The organism is Moorena sp. SIO1F2 (assembly GCF_010672755.1).
Taxonomy (GTDB): Bacteria; Cyanobacteriota; Cyanobacteriia; order Cyanobacteriales; family Coleofasciculaceae; genus Moorena.
This window is the reverse complement of sequence record NZ_JAAHFV010000132.1, coordinates 1-15,775: the sequence shown is the minus strand read 5'-3', so window position 1 is coordinate 15,775 and position 15,775 is coordinate 1. Positions and strand designations below refer to the sequence as shown.

The following is a 15,775-nucleotide window of genomic DNA, read 5'->3' as shown; positions in this document are numbered from 1 at the left end:
ATGGCGGATTTGCCTTGCGTGTAATTTAGGAAAGTGGTTAGTGGATAGGGGTTAGTGGTTAGTGTCTTTCGAAGCTTTGGTGGTTGGTTGGTGATGGCGGGGTTGCGCTTGAAGAGGGTGACTTGGCTGAAGGGGCCAAGCAGTGGCAGTGGTGGCTTATCCCGGTTTATCCGCCGTAACCCCTTAACCCATCGGGGAGTAACCGGAACTGGTGGCGGTTTCACCTATAAATTTAGTGATGCCCTGAATCTATCACTACTTTATCTAGCTGATGATGGTGATGCTTCTAATCCCGGTGAGGGCTTAGGATTGTTCAATGGTGCCTATAGCGCTGGTGCTCAACTGGGTATTTCCCCGATTGATAACTTGGATATATCTTTGACCTACGTCCGTAGTTACCAGCCAGGAGACAGTGTCAATCTTTCCGGTAGCACTGGTAGTGAACTGGCCCAGGAACCCTTCGGTGAGACGGCTACCTCTGCTAATCGCTTAGGAGCACAAGCGAGTCTTCGCCTGACCGAACAAATTCACATCGGCGGTTGGTTTGGTTATATTGATGCGATCGCAGAAGATGATAATGGTAATGTCTCTGAAGGTGACAATGCTGACATTATCACTTGGCTAGCCAGCCTGTCTTTCATTGATGTAGGCAAAGAGGGAGCTGTGTTCAGTGTTGCCGGGGGTGTGCCACCTAGGGCTACCGAAATTGAGGGTACCGCACAAGAAGATGAGGATACTTCCTACCTGGTTGAGGCACAGTACAAATTCCCGATTAGCAAGAACATCCTGATTACTCCAGGAGCCTACGTGATTTTCAATCCTAATCACAATGAAGACAATGATACGATTTGGGTCGGAGCAATCCGTACCACCTTTAAGTTCTAGGTAAAAATTATAGGTAAAAATTATAGGGTTTGCTATCAGCTATCTGCTGTCATTTATCAGCAGATAGCTGACTAGTTTATGAGAAAGCGTTACCTCCCTTTCAACCTCACCCCCTATAATCGCACTTCGTACAGAAACCCATTGCTCTTTTGGTTATCGAGACTGGTATCGTAAGTGACTATGATCGAGGATGAGTATCTTTCTCGAAAAATCACACAAAAAATGATATCTTAATCCAGAGTTGTCCTAGACCTAACTAATTTTAGTGGTTATAAGGAAAAAATTGCGGACTCAGTTGAGTCCAATCGTGTCGTCTACTAGGTGTGAGGTTGATTGAGCAAGGATGTCAACAATTTTTTGGAATACGATCAAATATAGTCCCGCTTTGCTAGGGGCTTCACTGCTGGTAGCTAACAGTGCCTATGGTGCTCCCAGCCTTGAGGCATCTTCTACTGAAACTCAACTGGCTCCACAAGATCTAACCGTTGCCCAGGCTACCAGTGAGTCTAACTCGGAAATTTTAAAACAAATCAATATCTACAACAACGAGGGCACGGATGTCGATTCCATCGACCAGGTCACCAGTGTTTCCCAACTGCGGGATGTATCTCCTGGTGACTGGGCCTATGAAGCTCTGCGCTCTCTGGTAGAACGCTATGGTTGTATCGCTGGTTATCCTAACCGCACATTCCGTGGAAACCGGGCAACTACCCGTTATGAATTTGCGGCTGGTTTGAATGCTTGCTTGAACCAGATTGAGCGGTTAATTGCGGCGAGCACGGCGGATTTTATTACCCGGGAGGACCTGGAAACCCTGCAACGGCTGATTCAAGAGTTTGAATCCGAATTGGCTACCCTAGGGGCACGGGTGGATAACTTAGAAGGTCGGGTGGCTTTCCTAGAAGACCATCAGTTCTCAACTACCACCAAACTACAAGGGGAGGTGATCTTTACCTTCGCTGGTGCCTTTGGGGATGAACAAGCTGATGGTAGTGGGAATGATATTGATGAAAACATTACCTTAAGCAACCGGGTACGTTTGAACTTAAATACCAGCTTCACCGGGAAAGACCGGTTGAGAATTCGTTTGGAGGCAGGAAACTTTACTCAACTCAGTGATGTGACCGGTACGGACATGGCTCGTTTGGGTCATGATGCGGATAGTGGCAACGATGTTGAAATTCCTGACGTGTTCTACCGTTTCCCCATTGGTACAAAAACCACGGCTTATGTGGGAACATCTGGGCTTGCCTTGGATGACCCTTTTGACCCGATAAACCCCTTCCTGGAAAGCAGTGGCACTGGTGGCTTATCGCGGTTTGTCCGCCGTAACCCTGTAACCCATCGCGGACCAGAGGGGGCTGGTGCCGGTTTAACCTATGAATTTAGTGATGCCTTGAATCTATCACTACTTTATCTAGCTGATGATGGCGATGCGCCTAGTCCTGCTGAGGGAGATGGATTGTTCAATGGTGCCTATAGCGCTGGCGCTCAATTGGGTATTTCCCCGATTGATAACTTGGAGATATCTTTGACCTACGTCCGTAGCTACCAGCCAGGAGAGGATGTCAACCTTTCCGGTAGCACTGGTAGTGACCTGGCCAAGCAACCCTTTGGGGAGACGGCTACCTCTGCTAATCGCTTTGGAGCACAAGCTAGTCTTCGCCTGAGCTCACAAATTCACCTAGGCGGTTGGTTTGGTTATGTTGATGCGATCGCAGAAGATGATAATGGTGCGGTGGAAGAAGGTGACAATGCTGAAATCTTAACTTGGTCAGCTAACCTGTCTTTCCTGGATTTAGGCAAAGAGGGAGCTGTGCTGAGTTTTGCGGGAGGTGTGCCACCTAAGGCTACGGAAATTGATGGTGCTGATGAAGATAATGATACTTCTTACCTGATTGAAGCACAGTACAAATTCCCGATTAGCAAGAACATCACGATTACTCCAGGAGCCTACGTGATTTTTAATCCTAATCACGATGATGACAATGATACGATTTGGGTCGGAGCGATCCGTACCACCTTTAGATTCTAGGTAATAGATTCTAGGGTTTGCTATTAGCTATTAGCTGTTAGTTATCAGCAGATAGTGCGTAGGGTGCGTTAGGGACCTGCTAGCCATCATTTTCACGGTAGTCAGGGTTGGGATAGCTTGTCCCGTAACGCACCACCAGCTCTAAAAGCCATCTTTCTTTAGTAACAATCATCCCGACTTCTTTTGGAGGTCGGGGTTTTTCTGTTTGAGTATCAAAATGCTAGGATTTACCCAAAACTCAGCTAACAGGTGCTCTCAATGAATGTTATTAAAATAGGATCATTTCTATCACTGGGCATTATATTCGCACTAACTGGCAATCCGGTTAATGCCCTGCCTGGTCAGAGAACTGATCAAGTTGCTGCATGGATTAACGGTCACCCCACTCTACGGCCTGGTATTGGAGATGGCTTAGTAGTTCGCAAAAGTGATACGGCTGGGGAACGATTTACCTTTCAAGCCACGGTCTTGCCTCCTGGTAGCATCTCTTATCCAAAAGACCGGAGTACGATTCGCAGTGAACGCATTGCTATCCATGACCAAGTTAATGGGGTAACCCTCGAACGCCTGGAGGAATCTCTGCGCACTGTCTATGGTCCACAGATTTATCGAGATTACAATAGCGCTCAGTTTGTATATACCTATCCAACTCCTGAAATCTTAGATTTATCACGGCGAAAAAACCTACCACTGTGGTCAGCTGAACAGGGTCAACTTTTGTTAGGAGAACAATACGGCTATTGGATAGAAATAACCCAAAATGATAGCGGCAAGGCTTTCATTGGACAAGTTACGGTTTTCCTGAAAGAGGATTTAGGGAAACTAGAAACAGAATTACGGGCACGGTAGGTGAGTATTAATAAGAAGGGAGTCGGGAGTCGGGAGTCGGGAATCGGGAATCGGGAGTCGGGAGTGTGGGGGGCAAGATTACTATAAGAACCCGATCTTATATATAATTATAAGGCATTTCTTGATTCAGCAACACCCGATCTTTACCTATAACCACCTCAAGCTTAGCGGCGCGAGCACCACCTGTCGGGAAAAAGGGCACTATTCGCGATCGCGTCCGCTAGAGCGCCCTAGTTCGTAAGATATGGGATGATGCAGCCAAGGTGCATCATCCCATATCTTAAGATGCGTTTGCCCTGTGGATATGGCTCTTGCTAAAATACGGTCGCTTAATTCTAAGTGGTCAGTTACACTAATCATTTTTTTCTTGAGATCGGGGAATAAGCCAGTACAACGGTTTATTTATAACTAGAACTTTCTGAAGTTGGATTAAATAATTCCCACAATCCAACAAACCCGACAAAAAACGTATAAATGCCATAGGTTATAGGATTTTTATCACAACTGTCAGCTTTAAAAGCAGCGATTAAACCTTCAATAAAATGGGAGATTAAAGCGATACTTGCTAGCCACAATGCATAATAGAGGTTACTTGGTATAGAGCCATCAGTTAGCTGTAAATAAATATACCAAATTTCTAGACCTAAAGCGCAAGTAATCAAAATAATAGATGTTATTTTAATTAGAGAAAATAATTGCTTGTTCATGATCAGATTATCCTGGAGTTAAACCCATAATGTAAACTCTTTTACCTATGTTACTATGATATATAAGTAGTAGGACACAAGTAAAATTAACTGTTGAAATAGGGAGCAGGGACTTCGGAGCAGGGAGCAGACGGACTTTTGGCAACTTTACACAAGTTAATACAGCGATGCAGCTTCGGAACAGGGGGTTTCCCCCACTCGCGCTTTGCATCAAGAAGTGAGGTTTATTTTTGTCCAGGTACTTAGCGTTTGTATCTGGGTTGTGAACACACGAATTGCCTTGCGCGTAGCGCTATATTCCCCCTATTCCCTACTCCCTCCTCCCTACTCCCTCCTCCCTATATAAACCTTGTAACCCGGTAAAACCATGAGATTCATCAGCCCGAAAACTGACTTTGCTTTCAAGAAAATCTTTGGCTCAGATCAGAGTAAGGATATTCTGATTTCTTTCCTAAATGCCATGATCTACTCCGGTAACTCGGTCATCCAGGATTTAGAAATTATTGACCCCTATAGTGCTGGGGATGTAGTGGATTTAAAAGACAAGCTGGTGTTTGTGGAACTTCCGAAATTTACTAAGCAACTGGAAGAGTTGGAAAGTGTGATAGATAAGTGGATCTATTTTATCAAAGAAGCGCCCAACTTAGAAATTATTCCTGACCAGCTCAGGGAAATCCCACAGCTAGAAAAAGCCTTAACTATAGCAAATCAAGCGGGGTTGAATGTCTCAGAAGTGGAAAAACTCCGCAAACAGGAGATGGCTTTGGAGGACGCGCGAGGTGCATTGAGTTTCGCGAAAAGAGAAGGACGAGAAGAAGGGGAAAGAAATTTACTATTGCGACTGCTTGAGAGCCGTTTTGGTAAACTCACAACTAATGCCTTGGCATTAATCGAAGCCTTGACCCACCAAGACCTAGAAGGTTTATCAGAAGCCATCTGGGATTTTCAGACCAGTGATGACTTACTCAACTGGCTGCAAGAGCACTCTAACTAAAAGTAGCTATAGTAAAAAAAATACTAATTAAAGTAGGGTGTGCAAAGTTCTATTATCTAAAATACTCAAAATAACCAAACTGTTTTTGCCCACCCTACAAGCTGATGAACTAGGGGGCAAGTCCTTGAAGTAGTTTATAGCGTTTTTCTATTTGGTGAGGTACAGAGTTACTGGTTTTAGGGAACAGGAAACAGGGAAGAGAGAAGAGGGAACAGGGAAAAAATAATGTGTACCTCATTATGCTAAAAACCGCTATAGTCTAAACTCCATAAATTATCAATTCAAAATTAAAAAATACCCCCGAAATGAATTCAGGGGCTTGTATCCGTTGTCAACAATTCAAAATTATAAGGCTAGTAATTTTGTAAGCCGTCAGCCGTGAGCTAAAAGCTCACGCTACTTGAGGTGCTTAAAATAAACCTAGAACGAGATAATTTAATAATTCCAGATTCATGAGAATTGAGAGTCTGGGGAAAATTCCATGACTCGTCGCACAGACTTCGATACTGATAGCTGATACGCGACACGCTGATAGCTGATAGCTTATGTAATTTTGAATTTTTATTTAGCATTTTGAATTAAAAAAAATAACCTTTCCCTTAATTAACAGACCATGGATCACTAATCTCAGGATTAACAGACCATGGATCACTAATCTCAGGTATTTCCATAGCTTGTCGTCTGTGTTGCTGCTGTTGAATCCGATCGAGAGTACCCGTGGGAATAGAAGCAATCAGCTGACGAGTATAATCCTGCTGCGGTTCTCGATAAATATTGTCAGCGGGACCAATTTCTTCAATTTTGCCCTGGTTCATTACCATAATGCGATCGCTCATGAATTTGACTACACTCAAGTCATGGGAAATGAAGATATAGGTTAAGCCGAAATCCTCCTGCAATTGTTTCAGCAAATTCAGAACCTGTGCCTGTACAGAAACATCTAGAGCAGAAACGGATTCATCACAAATGATAAACTTAGGATTAAGAGCGAGTGCCCTAGCAATACAAACCCGCTGGCGCTGACCTCCAGAAAATTCGTGAGGATAGCGATTCATCCAGTCAGGATTTAAATCCACTCGCTCCAACAACTCAGCCACGCGATCGCGTTTTTCCTTACTATTACCCCCAACATCATGAATCAATAGGGGTTCCATCACAGCTTCCCCAATCTTTAGTCGTGGATCGAGGGAACTAAAGGGATTCTGAAACACAATTTGCATTTCACGGCGTAATTGCCGCAAACCCATACCCTTGATTTTGGTAATCTCTTTACCATCAAAGTTTACTTCTCCACCCATTGGTTCAATCAAGCGCAGCAATGTTCGTGCTAAGGTAGATTTGCCACAACCGGATTCTCCTACTAAGCCCAAGGTTTCACTGGGATAAACATCAAAGGATACTCCATTGACTGCCATCATATAGCGTTTCGTCCCGCCAAATACGCCTCGAATGGGAAAGCCTACCTGTAAGTTACGCACCGAAACTAATGGTGGTGTAGTTGTTTGGTTGAAGGTTGTTCGCGTAGCGTGGCCTTTTGGCCAAGGTTGTTTGGTTGAAGGTTGGGAGGTTGAAGGTTGGGAGGTTGAAGGTTGTTCGCCTTTAGCGTTCCCGTAGGGTAGGTTATCTGGGGAAGTTTGAAGCTGGAACCGGTCAACATTCAACCCTTTTGATTTTTCTCGGATCACCTGTTCTCCACTAGGAGTAGTTACCACCTCCATGAAGTCAGAAACAGTCGGTAGGTATGTTATAGTTTGGTCGAGAGTTGGGCGACAGGCTAATAATCCCTTGGTGTAGGGATGGTTTGGTTCAGAGAAAATTTTCCAGACATCACCCCTTTCCACAATTTTGCCTTGGTACATCACCGCTACGCTGTCAGCAATTTCCGCAATTACCCCTAAGTCGTGGGTAATAAAAATCATGGACATCCCTCGGGTATCCCGTAACTCCCTGAGCAAATCCAGAATGGTTGCCTGTACGGTAACATCGAGAGCAGTAGTGGGTTCATCAGCAATCAACACATCAGGGTTACAAGAAATTGCGATCGCAATCATGACCCGCTGCAATTGACCACCAGACAGTTCATGGGGATAGCGCTTTAATATTTCCCGTTTTTGCTGGTTAATGTGACGATTAATTAGCCGTTCCCCCGGTATAGCTTGACCAGGGTTCTCCCGACGGAATTCCTCTAGAAAAGTCTCTCTCAATTGTTGGTCGCTAGGGAGTAGCTTGACCTCTTGAAGACGAGCCATGGCTTGACGCCTTGCTTCTTTTAGGGAAACATCCTGGTGTTGCAGAATTGCTTCTGTCAGTTGAAACCCACAGGTATAAACTGGGTTAAGGGAGGTCATCGGTTCTTGAAAAATCATCGAGATTTGACCACCCCGGTAGGACTGTTTTTGATCAGGACTCACCCCTAGTAAATCCACCCCTTTTTCCCGAGTTGAGGGTCGGAAATAAATCTCGCCATTGGTAACCTTACCAGGATAGGGGATCAAACCCATTATGGCCAAAGACGTGACTGATTTCCCAGAACCTGACTCCCCCACAATTCCTAGGGTTTGTCCTCGACGCAGTTGAAAGTCAATGCTGTCAACGGCTGTGACCTGTTTTACATCGGTTTGGAATTGGACTTTCAGATTACGGACGTCAAGAACATTGTCAGTCATGGCATTCAAGAGGATTAAGTTAGCAGACTTAACTTAAATGATACAAAACTTGACTCTAGGGTTTACTCCCTACGTCAGCTATCAGCTGTTTTCTATCTTCAATCAGATCGATCTGGCTGCTACCTGGGAAGTAAGTATTCAGCTTATGTCCATAGCGCACGGTATTTGAGGTGCTTTTGAATAAAAGAGGTTTGTCAAGGATTTGTTGATAATTTTTAATCAAAGCCCCAAGGTCTTGCTGTGATTGCTATTTGGTAATTTGCCTTTCTATACCAGAGGGAAAATTAACCTTTGATCGTTGTCTGTAAAAGTTGGCGATATGCTCTGCTGGGCTGTATGCGATCGCTAACTAGATAACGCCCTTCCTAAAATTATAAAAGTCTCAAACGTTATAATTAGCAAACCATTAAATATTTGATCATGATTTATCACTAGATTGGTGATAAGTTTTTATGATATATTTGGAAATGCTATAGTAAATGTGGCGTAGGGTAGGTTAGGAACCGGCTCACCCTGATTTTATTAGTAGCCAGTGTTGGGACAGTCCGTCCAGAAATGAAACGGGCAAGATGCCCGTTCCACCAAGATGCCCGTTCCACCAAGATGCCCATTCCACCCACCAGCTCAAACAGCTTTTAGGAGATGCACCCCTTTCGGATTTATTTACAATAATAATCTCTAGTTCCTTTAGCATCCAGGGAGTCTCCCAGGCGATTCAAAGCATGAACATAAGCAGCTGTGCGCATGGAAACCGCTAGCTCCTGAGAAAGTGACCAAATTGTTTCGGTTTCTTCCACCATTTTCTCTTTCAGACGCTGATGGACTTCATCGAGCTTCCAATAGTGTCCACTCCGGTTTTGTAACCATTCAAAATAGCTAACGGTGACCCCTCCAGCATTAACCAATATGTCAGGAAAAACATAGATGCCTTTTTCTTCCAAACGATTGTCAGCTGTCGAGGTTACTGGTCCATTCGCTACTTCAAAGATATAGTTAGCTTTGATATTATCAACGTTTTCTTCAGTGATTTGATTTTCCAAAGCAGCGGGAATCAAGACATCCACATCTAAGCCTAAAAGGTCTTGATTAGTAATGACTTCATGCTCAACAATATTGCAAACGCTACCTCGACAGTAAACGGCTTTAATGCCTTGACTCGATGTTTTGTATTGGCGAATACTAGGAATATCTAAGCCTTTTTTGGCATAAATACCCCCTTGAGAATCACTGACAGCCACAACTTTATAACCAGCTTTAGCTAACAGTTGCGCTATCACAGCACCAGCATTACCAAATCCTTGCACGGCTACGGTGGTATTTTGAGGCAGTTGGTCAAATTTGGGCAAAATGGATTCAATCACAAAAAACGCGCCAGTGGCGGTAGCGGTATCGCGACCAATACTTCCTCCCAAGGCCAAGGGTTTACCTGTGACGACCCCTGGACTGATTTGACGGCGAATGACGCTGTATTGATCCATCATCCAACCCATAATCATGGAGTTGGTGTAAACGTCGGGAGCGAGAATGTCAATATCAGGCCCAATGAAATCTGCGATCGCATCGATGTAACCACGACTTAACCGTTCCAACTCCAGCTTCGATAAGGCTTTAGGATTTAGAGTAATTCCCCCTTTGCCACCCCCGAAAGGCAAATTTAAGGTAGCACATTTAAAGGTCATCCAAAAGGCTAAGGATTGGACTTCATCTAAACAAACATTGGGATGGTAGCGCACTCCCCCTTTTGCTGGTCCCCTGGTGGTGTCATAGCGAACCCGATAGCCCTGAAACATCTGTAACGAGCCATCATCCATGCGGACTGGGATGGAAACGCTCAAACTAGATTTGGGATATTTTAAGCGTGCGATCGCATCCTCCGAAATTGACACATATTTCAGTGATTTATGCAATCGTTTACTGGCATCAGCAAATAATGACTCAGACATGGCCTTATTTCTCCAGCTAACAAAATTTACCATTTACCCAGTCCTGGTTATTTAATTTAATCACAGAAAAAGTGTATATTTTGTTACATTATGCTAAGCTTTACTGGTTTAGAATAAACCTCTTGCCAAACTCACGACGCTCATGATTGCACTCCTCGCCGCCCTCTCAGCTTCCGCTGCGGCAGGAATGAGAATTGCCCTGCCCCTGTTGGTGATTGGTTTGCTCCACAGTGACCAACTCTGGTCGAAGGTACCGTTACTGTCACAGATTCATCCCCCAGTCTTGCTGACTATCTTGACAATTTGGTCATTGGTGGAGCTATTTGCCTCCAAAAATCTATTAGGACAGCGAGTCTTGCAAATAGTTCAGCTACTTTTAAGTCCTCTAGTAGGGGCAATTCTTGGTATTGCTGTGACTCAGTTTGCTGAAGAACTAACGGGATTTGTCTGGGTGGTGGGTATTGTCGGCGGCTTATTAGCCTTTGTACTCCAGTTAGTTCAAGTGGGATGGTTCTACCGTTTGCGTGGCTTACCTCTGTGGGTAGTGTTTCTTCAGGATTTTCTGTGCGTAGTTTTGATAATCTTAGCTTTTGATGCTCCTGAACAAGGAGGATTAATCGCTTTACTGCTACTGTGGTTAGCCATTCGCAGTGCTAAGCATTGGTATCGTTGGTATTTTCGAGGTAAGCGTTCCCGTATCAGTGATCAAAGCCATGACCAGAATCCTGACTGACGCGGATAACTTTTAGGCGAGAATTCCTGCGCTATATTCGTGGTTGGTGAGGGTCTCTTGGGAGCTCCGTTTTTAGATCTTTACTTATCCTGAGTAGATAATTTTGGGCTAATTTCAAACTGCAACTGTGAGCGGTAGAAACAAACATCAAATTCCATAAAGAAGTTAACTTGTCCCAAGATAAGCGGCACATTGGTAGCCTGTGTCCAGGCAAATACCAGTTGTACAGGCTCAAACTGGCCAACAACGGCTTGTGCAAGCACAACACGCGCTTCATACTGAGCCAAATTTCCCGTCAAATTCAGTGCTGTTGTTTGCCGTTCCCAGTCGTATCCAAGCTCGACCCCTATCAAATATGGCAGTACATTCACACTTGCCCCAGTATCCAACAGCCCGGATGCTGCCTGTGAACCCTGTTTATAAACTAAGGTAAAAGGCAAATACGGGCGAAAACTAGCTTCGCCTAAGGCTGTATCACTGGAAACAAATGGATATCGTTCAGGATTACCCATGATCTTGAGCTTTGACAGCCTGTAGCACTTTTAACATTGTATCCGCTGCCTCAACCGCATCATAAGGCGACCACACTGGGTAAGACTGGTCAGGTTTAATTAAATCCGTTTCTTGTTGGGCTAGTTCCGAAATCAGAATCTGTATGATATAGAACTTGTCTGAGCGACTCAGTTCTCTCAAGGTCGAGATTAGTTCTGATGAAACCATAAAACACTCCGGTCAAGTCGAGCGTACTTTTCTATTCTAATAGTCCTCGTCCGCTGCCATGAAGTTTTATTGGCTGGACTTCAGTATCTATAGCAATCCTATCTGATTCGTGAAAGAAATGGGCTGCTTTAAAGAAGAAGGCAGAAGGCAGAAGGCAGAAGTGAAAAGAGTTGGAGCTAGTTTTTAAAAAGTACACTTATTTGACAAATGAATGATTTAGGATTGCTATATTAATGCTTAAATTTATTGAACCTGATAGGTCCAGATTTCTACAGGAGTCTTCTGCTTAGTATTAGGGTGGGAATAATATTTATCCCCGCGCTCGATTAATTGCCATTGATCTGATGACTCTAAGTTAGCCATCTTTGCTTTAAAATCTTGGCTGCTTTCGTAAAAATCAGGGCGCATTAAAATTATATAACATTCTGGTTTAGTAATGCGAATTAACTCATCAAAAGCATGACTGGGAGCATGATTATAAGTAAATAATCCAACATTGATATTGGCATCAAATGAATTCGATGAGAAGTCTAAATGCTCTACCAAAACTTGCTGATATAACTCCCTATAGACATTTTTTTGACGCGCTTTATTCAAATTTACTGGGACAGATCAATAGCAACTAAGTGACGGTAGCCTTCCTGGTAGAGCCTTTGACCAACCAAGCCTGTTCCTGCCGCAGCATCTAAAATTTTTGCACAGGGATGCGCTTGAGAGCAATCTCGGCAATTTTTTGTAGTGATACGTAGTCGCCATAACCAGTAAAATCATGATCATACTCCTCAGCCCATATGTCATAGTTCGCGATAATTTATTGATTATTTTTAGAACTGTAAACTTTACTGACTCTATCTGTTATACTCATTTTTATTGCTGATAGTATTGTGCTTTTTATTAAAAATAAATCTTAACATTTAACCTTGCCCTCGGCTGAGAACTCGCATTTTAGACATTAAGTCATCTGTATCTACATAACAGCCAATTAGATACCGCGATCCACTGTTGAGATTAAAGTGGGTACGGGAATGAAGGATACGACGATTGTCAAAGGCGATTAAATCCCCTGGTTGTAGTTTGAAGCGGACTTGATAGCGACTTTCTTTGACACGTCGGTACCAGGTAAGCAGAGCGTTATAGCAGGCATCGACCTGATTGTAGGGCACTTGTAACGTACCTCGTTGGGAGGTAATGCTCCGTACTTCACGAATCTGATTATAGCGATCAAGGACAATCATTGGTCCTTCGACACGATAATCTTCTTCATTGGTACTATACTTCCATTCCCAAATCGTTTCACACAAATTGCGAAAGACTTCTGGCTCTGACTGACGCAAATCCTCTGCCACCCGAAATGCATCCACAAAAACATTCTTCTCACCCTCAGCATCATTCGTTAGGCAAAATAGCATTTGTACACCTGGCTGTAACTCACGAGTTGCCAAATCGGTATGTAATGGTAAGGCAATATTTGTGTAAGCTACACTATCAGCTAGAGGTCTGTTTATATCAGCACGGACATGGAAAAATAAACCGAAACTAGAATTGCGTAGTGACCCAATTAGGGCAGCCACGTCAGCACTCGATTGTTGTTCCGGTGGCAGATTCCGCAGTAAACCCAATCCGGTTGTGTAAATTGCTCGAATCCAGGCGGCGCTTTATTCTGGGTTGGTGAGCACAGTAGGACCATCAAAGGTAGAAACTGCTCCCAAAGATTCCCGATCCCAAAGCTTGCGCTCAAATTGAACTAGTGGAGTCAATTCTCCCTCTAGGTCGTAGGCATAGTGGCGCAACCAACCGGGATGGTAACGACTGATGTAATCTTCTGGCTGCCAGTGAATTACTAGAGACCCACTGTCGTCAACAGAAACCGATTCAATCGAGAGATTTTTGGCAACTTCATCGATTTCAAAGATTGGTTCGCGGGTAGATAGTTTAATAGAGTGTTCGGAAGCACAATTATCCCGTAGCCAAAGGGTATGAAAACGACTCTTCAACCCATCATCCCAAGTTACTTCCACCCCATTAGTTAAAAGCACTGCCTGGGTGATGAGCTGATGTGATGGGTAAGAGCTGATTCGTAAAGTAAATCTTAAGAAGTCTGAAAGCCTTGCTATGATTGTCTTTTCGGTATTAAATAGTTCAATTGTTCTATTTTAGCGCAAGCCTTATCCTACAAGGTTTAGTGCGAGTTTACGAATCAGCTCTAAGTATTAAAATCCGGTGTACGTGGTAATTCAAGGGTTTTTGTAATCATCAGTAGATTCTGTAAATTATCTAGGGTTTGCTGAAAAAGTCTTTTGGTATTGGTAGGAGTCAGGAGTTAGGAGTCAGGAGTTAGGAGAAATGGGAATTATATAGGAGGTAGTCGGAAGACAAGTCCGATGATTTTTCTGCTCTTGTCTGCCCAAAAGGCTAAGTTATTGAGCTTTTTCGACCGAAAAGCTGGCACTTTTTTCGACCCAACAAGGCTAAAACCTTTATCTGTCAATGCTTTGAGAGTTAATCAGCAAGCCCTATCTAGACAGCCTGGGAGCTATTTACTAAACTCCAGTGTCAAGATACGGCAATCGCAGTATCTTGAATAAAAGAAGCGATTGCATCAAATTTAGGACTACCAGCAGTTCTTCCAGGGGACAAGTCTTGGGGATAGGTTAATCTAAACTCTAGTTAGGATGAAACGCTCTCCTTTCCAGGAGTCCGATCCTCGATATTCTGTTCCTTCTGCAGATCAAGGGGGAACGTCTGCACATCACTAATAGTTTCAAAGTCTAAGCTGCCAACATCAATCTTGCGGACTTGACGGTTGTGTTGAGTATGGTAATAGGTTACCTTGTTTGTGAGATCCTGAGCCGTTGTCCAAAGGGTTGAACTCCGCATACCTGATTTGTCTAGATCTTCACCTTCAGATCCCTCGGATGCTCCGAGCGGAACATTAAAATTATCAAGTATACGAAACAATTCATACATCGTCTCAAGTCCGTCACTGGTTGGTCTTGCAGTTTGAGTAAAAGCAACAGCACGGATCAAACGTGATGGAGGTGTAAAATCTCCTGGAAGCCCAATCATTCCACTACCGCTACCTAATGGGCTAAAATTAATTGAGCCAATCTCCTGATCTGGAAGAGCTACAGCAGAGAGATTGACATAATTTCGTAAATTAGTGATATGCCAGTCGTATGTTGGGGCGTTAGTAAGAACCCCTAGTTCCGCATCAAAGATTTGTGGTTTGCCTTGTAACCATTCAATGACGATCTGTTCACCCGAAGGATCGCTGACCATCAAGTGAATTGGTGCAGGTATCTCAAGAGCTGGTTCAACAACGTTGACCACTACGATCTGGTTTATTGCCTGACGAACATCATCTAATGTGGCACAGGTGGAAAGAAGATAGTTGGCAACATCGGTCGGTGCCATTGACTTGTCTGCGATGATTGAATCATAATCTATATATTCAGCGAAACCTGGATGATAAAAGACTCCGGCAGTTAATCCCTTTTCATTCATACCATCAAAGACAATTGGCTGATTTAGACCATCTATTCCTACTACTCCATATTTGCCAGTCCACTGTATACCAGGCAAATGGACATTCTTATCGTTAGAGAGTTCCGTAACAAACTCGTGGCCTCTGGGCAGGATCAATATTCGAGATTCTATATCAAAGACACCCCATTCCAGTGTTCGACCATAGACCATAGCACCGTCTTCTGCTGTTAGGGTGATACCTGTGCAAGCATAAGCAACAGGCATTAGGCTAATTAAACAAAACATAAAGGCTAAAGCCAATGTCAGCACTCTTGATTTTATGTTTTTCATCACTCAGCTAATTTTTGATGCTGTACACAATAAGTTATACTTTTTTTCCTGTGAAGAAGGCAACGAGTAATTATGCCTAATTTTTCCATTCTACTGAAGTTTAGACTAACCTACTTCCCCAGGGCTATTTCATTCTAAATAGGTTTTTGAGTGTGTTAAGGCTAAAGCCAGCCCGACGCTGGGCTTGAGCCATATTTTGAAAACCATTGTCCCGATATAAATTCAGAGGCAAAGTTGCGTGCCAGTGCCCAAATTTGTAAGCCTAGGTGGGGTACGAATCCGTGAAGCATCTTCCCCTTTAGTTACCGATACGGACATAATGCACTTTGTTCTCCACTCCCCAATAGCCTCGAATCCGTTTGGCAAAAGCGTCAGCCGTATCGATAAATGAGGCAACAAAGAGCGCGAGTTTCGTGGGAAACTTCAA

Annotated in this window: 16 protein-coding genes; 5 read left to right on the top strand and 11 right to left on the bottom strand. The window is 43.7% G+C overall.

The genetic code is table 11. The annotated features are described in order from the left end of the window. Positions 1–54: 54 nt before the first annotated feature. The 3 genes from F6J94_RS16920 (at position 55) to F6J94_RS16910 (ending at position 3,769) form a co-directional block, all read left to right on the top strand. The gene (locus F6J94_RS16920) at positions 55–885 is read left to right on the top strand and encodes an iron uptake porin (RefSeq protein WP_293042404.1); all 831 of its coding nucleotides are present in this window, start codon (positions 55–57) and stop codon (positions 883–885) included. A 343-nt stretch (positions 886–1,228) separates the two neighbouring features. After that, complete coding sequence (locus F6J94_RS16915) at positions 1,229–2,920, top strand: iron uptake porin (RefSeq protein WP_293042401.1); 1,692 nt, start codon at positions 1,229–1,231, stop codon at positions 2,918–2,920. A gap of 258 nt (positions 2,921–3,178) precedes the next feature. Beyond that, positions 3,179–3,769: a hypothetical protein gene (locus tag F6J94_RS16910; protein ID WP_293042398.1), complete on the top strand. Its 591-nt coding sequence runs from the start codon at positions 3,179–3,181 to the stop codon at positions 3,767–3,769. Between the two features lie 201 nt (positions 3,770–3,970). On the opposite strand, the gene F6J94_RS16905 is transcribed toward F6J94_RS16910, so the two are convergent. Together F6J94_RS16905 and F6J94_RS16900 are read right to left on the bottom strand one after the other, a co-directional pair. Next, positions 3,971–4,129, bottom strand: a complete 159-nt coding sequence (locus tag F6J94_RS16905; protein WP_293023899.1) for a hypothetical protein — start codon at positions 4,127–4,129, stop codon at positions 3,971–3,973. A 38-nt stretch (positions 4,130–4,167) separates the two neighbouring features. Beyond that, positions 4,168–4,476, bottom strand: coding sequence for a hypothetical protein (locus F6J94_RS16900; protein WP_293042395.1), 309 nt, complete (start codon positions 4,474–4,476; stop codon positions 4,168–4,170). A gap of 367 nt (positions 4,477–4,843) precedes the next feature. On the opposite strand from F6J94_RS16900, the gene F6J94_RS16895 reads away from it, so the two are divergent. Next, a complete protein-coding gene (locus F6J94_RS16895; RefSeq protein ID WP_293023895.1) occupies positions 4,844–5,470 on the top strand; it encodes a PD-(D/E)XK nuclease family transposase in 627 nt (208 codons plus the stop codon). Positions 5,471–5,579: 109 nt separating this feature from the next. On the opposite strand, the gene F6J94_RS16890 is transcribed toward F6J94_RS16895, so the two are convergent. The 3 genes from F6J94_RS16890 to F6J94_RS16880 form a co-directional block, all read right to left on the bottom strand. Beyond that, positions 5,580–5,708 (bottom strand): hypothetical protein, encoded by a 129-nt coding sequence (locus F6J94_RS16890; protein WP_293042392.1) that lies wholly within the window; start codon positions 5,706–5,708, stop codon positions 5,580–5,582. Positions 5,709–6,069: 361 nt separating this feature from the next. After that, entirely contained in the window at positions 6,070–8,136 is a 2,067-nt protein-coding gene (locus F6J94_RS16885) for an ABC transporter ATP-binding protein (protein ID WP_293042389.1), read from the bottom strand. Positions 8,137–8,795: 659 nt separating this feature from the next. After that, the gene (locus F6J94_RS16880; RefSeq protein WP_293042410.1) at positions 8,796–10,079 is read right to left on the bottom strand and encodes a Glu/Leu/Phe/Val dehydrogenase; all 1,284 of its coding nucleotides are present in this window, start codon (positions 10,077–10,079) and stop codon (positions 8,796–8,798) included. 142 nt (positions 10,080–10,221) lie between these two features. Between F6J94_RS16880 and F6J94_RS16875 the strand changes: the two genes are divergently transcribed. Next, a complete protein-coding gene (locus F6J94_RS16875) occupies positions 10,222–10,812 on the top strand; it encodes a DUF4126 domain-containing protein (RefSeq protein WP_293042386.1) in 591 nt (196 codons plus the stop codon). A gap of 80 nt (positions 10,813–10,892) precedes the next feature. On the opposite strand, the gene F6J94_RS16870 is transcribed toward F6J94_RS16875, so the two are convergent. From F6J94_RS16870 to F6J94_RS16845, 6 genes are all read right to left on the bottom strand, one after another. After that, complete coding sequence (locus F6J94_RS16870; RefSeq protein WP_293042383.1) at positions 10,893–11,324, bottom strand: aspartyl protease family protein; 432 nt, start codon at positions 11,322–11,324, stop codon at positions 10,893–10,895. Further along, positions 11,317–11,532, bottom strand: coding sequence for a hypothetical protein (locus F6J94_RS16865; RefSeq protein ID WP_293042380.1), 216 nt, complete (start codon positions 11,530–11,532; stop codon positions 11,317–11,319). The genes F6J94_RS16870 and F6J94_RS16865 overlap by 8 nt, the downstream gene beginning before the upstream one ends. A 243-nt stretch (positions 11,533–11,775) precedes the next feature. Further along, positions 11,776–12,129, bottom strand: coding sequence for a methyltransferase domain-containing protein (locus tag F6J94_RS16860; RefSeq protein ID WP_293042377.1), 354 nt, complete (start codon positions 12,127–12,129; stop codon positions 11,776–11,778). A gap of 317 nt (positions 12,130–12,446) precedes the next feature. Then, on the bottom strand, positions 12,447–13,175 hold the full coding sequence (locus F6J94_RS16855; RefSeq protein WP_293042407.1) for a TauD/TfdA family dioxygenase: 729 nt from the start codon (positions 13,173–13,175) through the stop codon (positions 12,447–12,449). A gap of 12 nt (positions 13,176–13,187) precedes the next feature. After that, on the bottom strand, positions 13,188–13,568 hold the full coding sequence (locus F6J94_RS16850) for a gamma-butyrobetaine hydroxylase-like domain-containing protein (RefSeq protein ID WP_293042374.1): 381 nt from the start codon (positions 13,566–13,568) through the stop codon (positions 13,188–13,190). Between the two features lie 631 nt (positions 13,569–14,199). Continuing rightward, positions 14,200–15,348, bottom strand: coding sequence for a choloylglycine hydrolase family protein (locus tag F6J94_RS16845; RefSeq protein WP_293042371.1), 1,149 nt, complete (start codon positions 15,346–15,348; stop codon positions 14,200–14,202). Positions 15,349–15,775: the final 427 nt, after the last annotated feature.

Coding starts and splice junctions, on each gene's coding strand:
- F6J94_RS16915 (WP_293042401.1), top strand. CDS start 1,229: ATGTCAACAATTTTTTGGAATACGATCAAATATAGTCCCGCTTTGCTA.
- F6J94_RS16910 (WP_293042398.1), top strand. CDS start 3,179: ATGAATGTTATTAAAATAGGATCATTTCTATCACTGGGCATTATATTC.
- F6J94_RS16905 (WP_293023899.1), bottom strand. CDS start 4,129: ATGATTAGTGTAACTGACCACTTAGAATTAAGCGACCGTATTTTAGCA.
- F6J94_RS16900 (WP_293042395.1), bottom strand. CDS start 4,476: ATGAACAAGCAATTATTTTCTCTAATTAAAATAACATCTATTATTTTG.
- F6J94_RS16895 (WP_293023895.1), top strand. CDS start 4,844: ATGAGATTCATCAGCCCGAAAACTGACTTTGCTTTCAAGAAAATCTTT.
- F6J94_RS16890 (WP_293042392.1), bottom strand. CDS start 5,708: ATGAGGTACACATTATTTTTTCCCTGTTCCCTCTTCTCTCTTCCCTGT.
- F6J94_RS16885 (WP_293042389.1), bottom strand. CDS start 8,136: ATGACTGACAATGTTCTTGACGTCCGTAATCTGAAAGTCCAATTCCAA.
- F6J94_RS16880 (WP_293042410.1), bottom strand. CDS start 10,079: ATGTCTGAGTCATTATTTGCTGATGCCAGTAAACGATTGCATAAATCA.
- F6J94_RS16875 (WP_293042386.1), top strand. CDS start 10,222: ATGATTGCACTCCTCGCCGCCCTCTCAGCTTCCGCTGCGGCAGGAATG.
- F6J94_RS16870 (WP_293042383.1), bottom strand. CDS start 11,324: ATGGGTAATCCTGAACGATATCCATTTGTTTCCAGTGATACAGCCTTA.
- F6J94_RS16865 (WP_293042380.1), bottom strand. CDS start 11,532: ATGGTTTCATCAGAACTAATCTCGACCTTGAGAGAACTGAGTCGCTCA.
- F6J94_RS16845 (WP_293042371.1), bottom strand. CDS start 15,348: ATGAAAAACATAAAATCAAGAGTGCTGACATTGGCTTTAGCCTTTATG.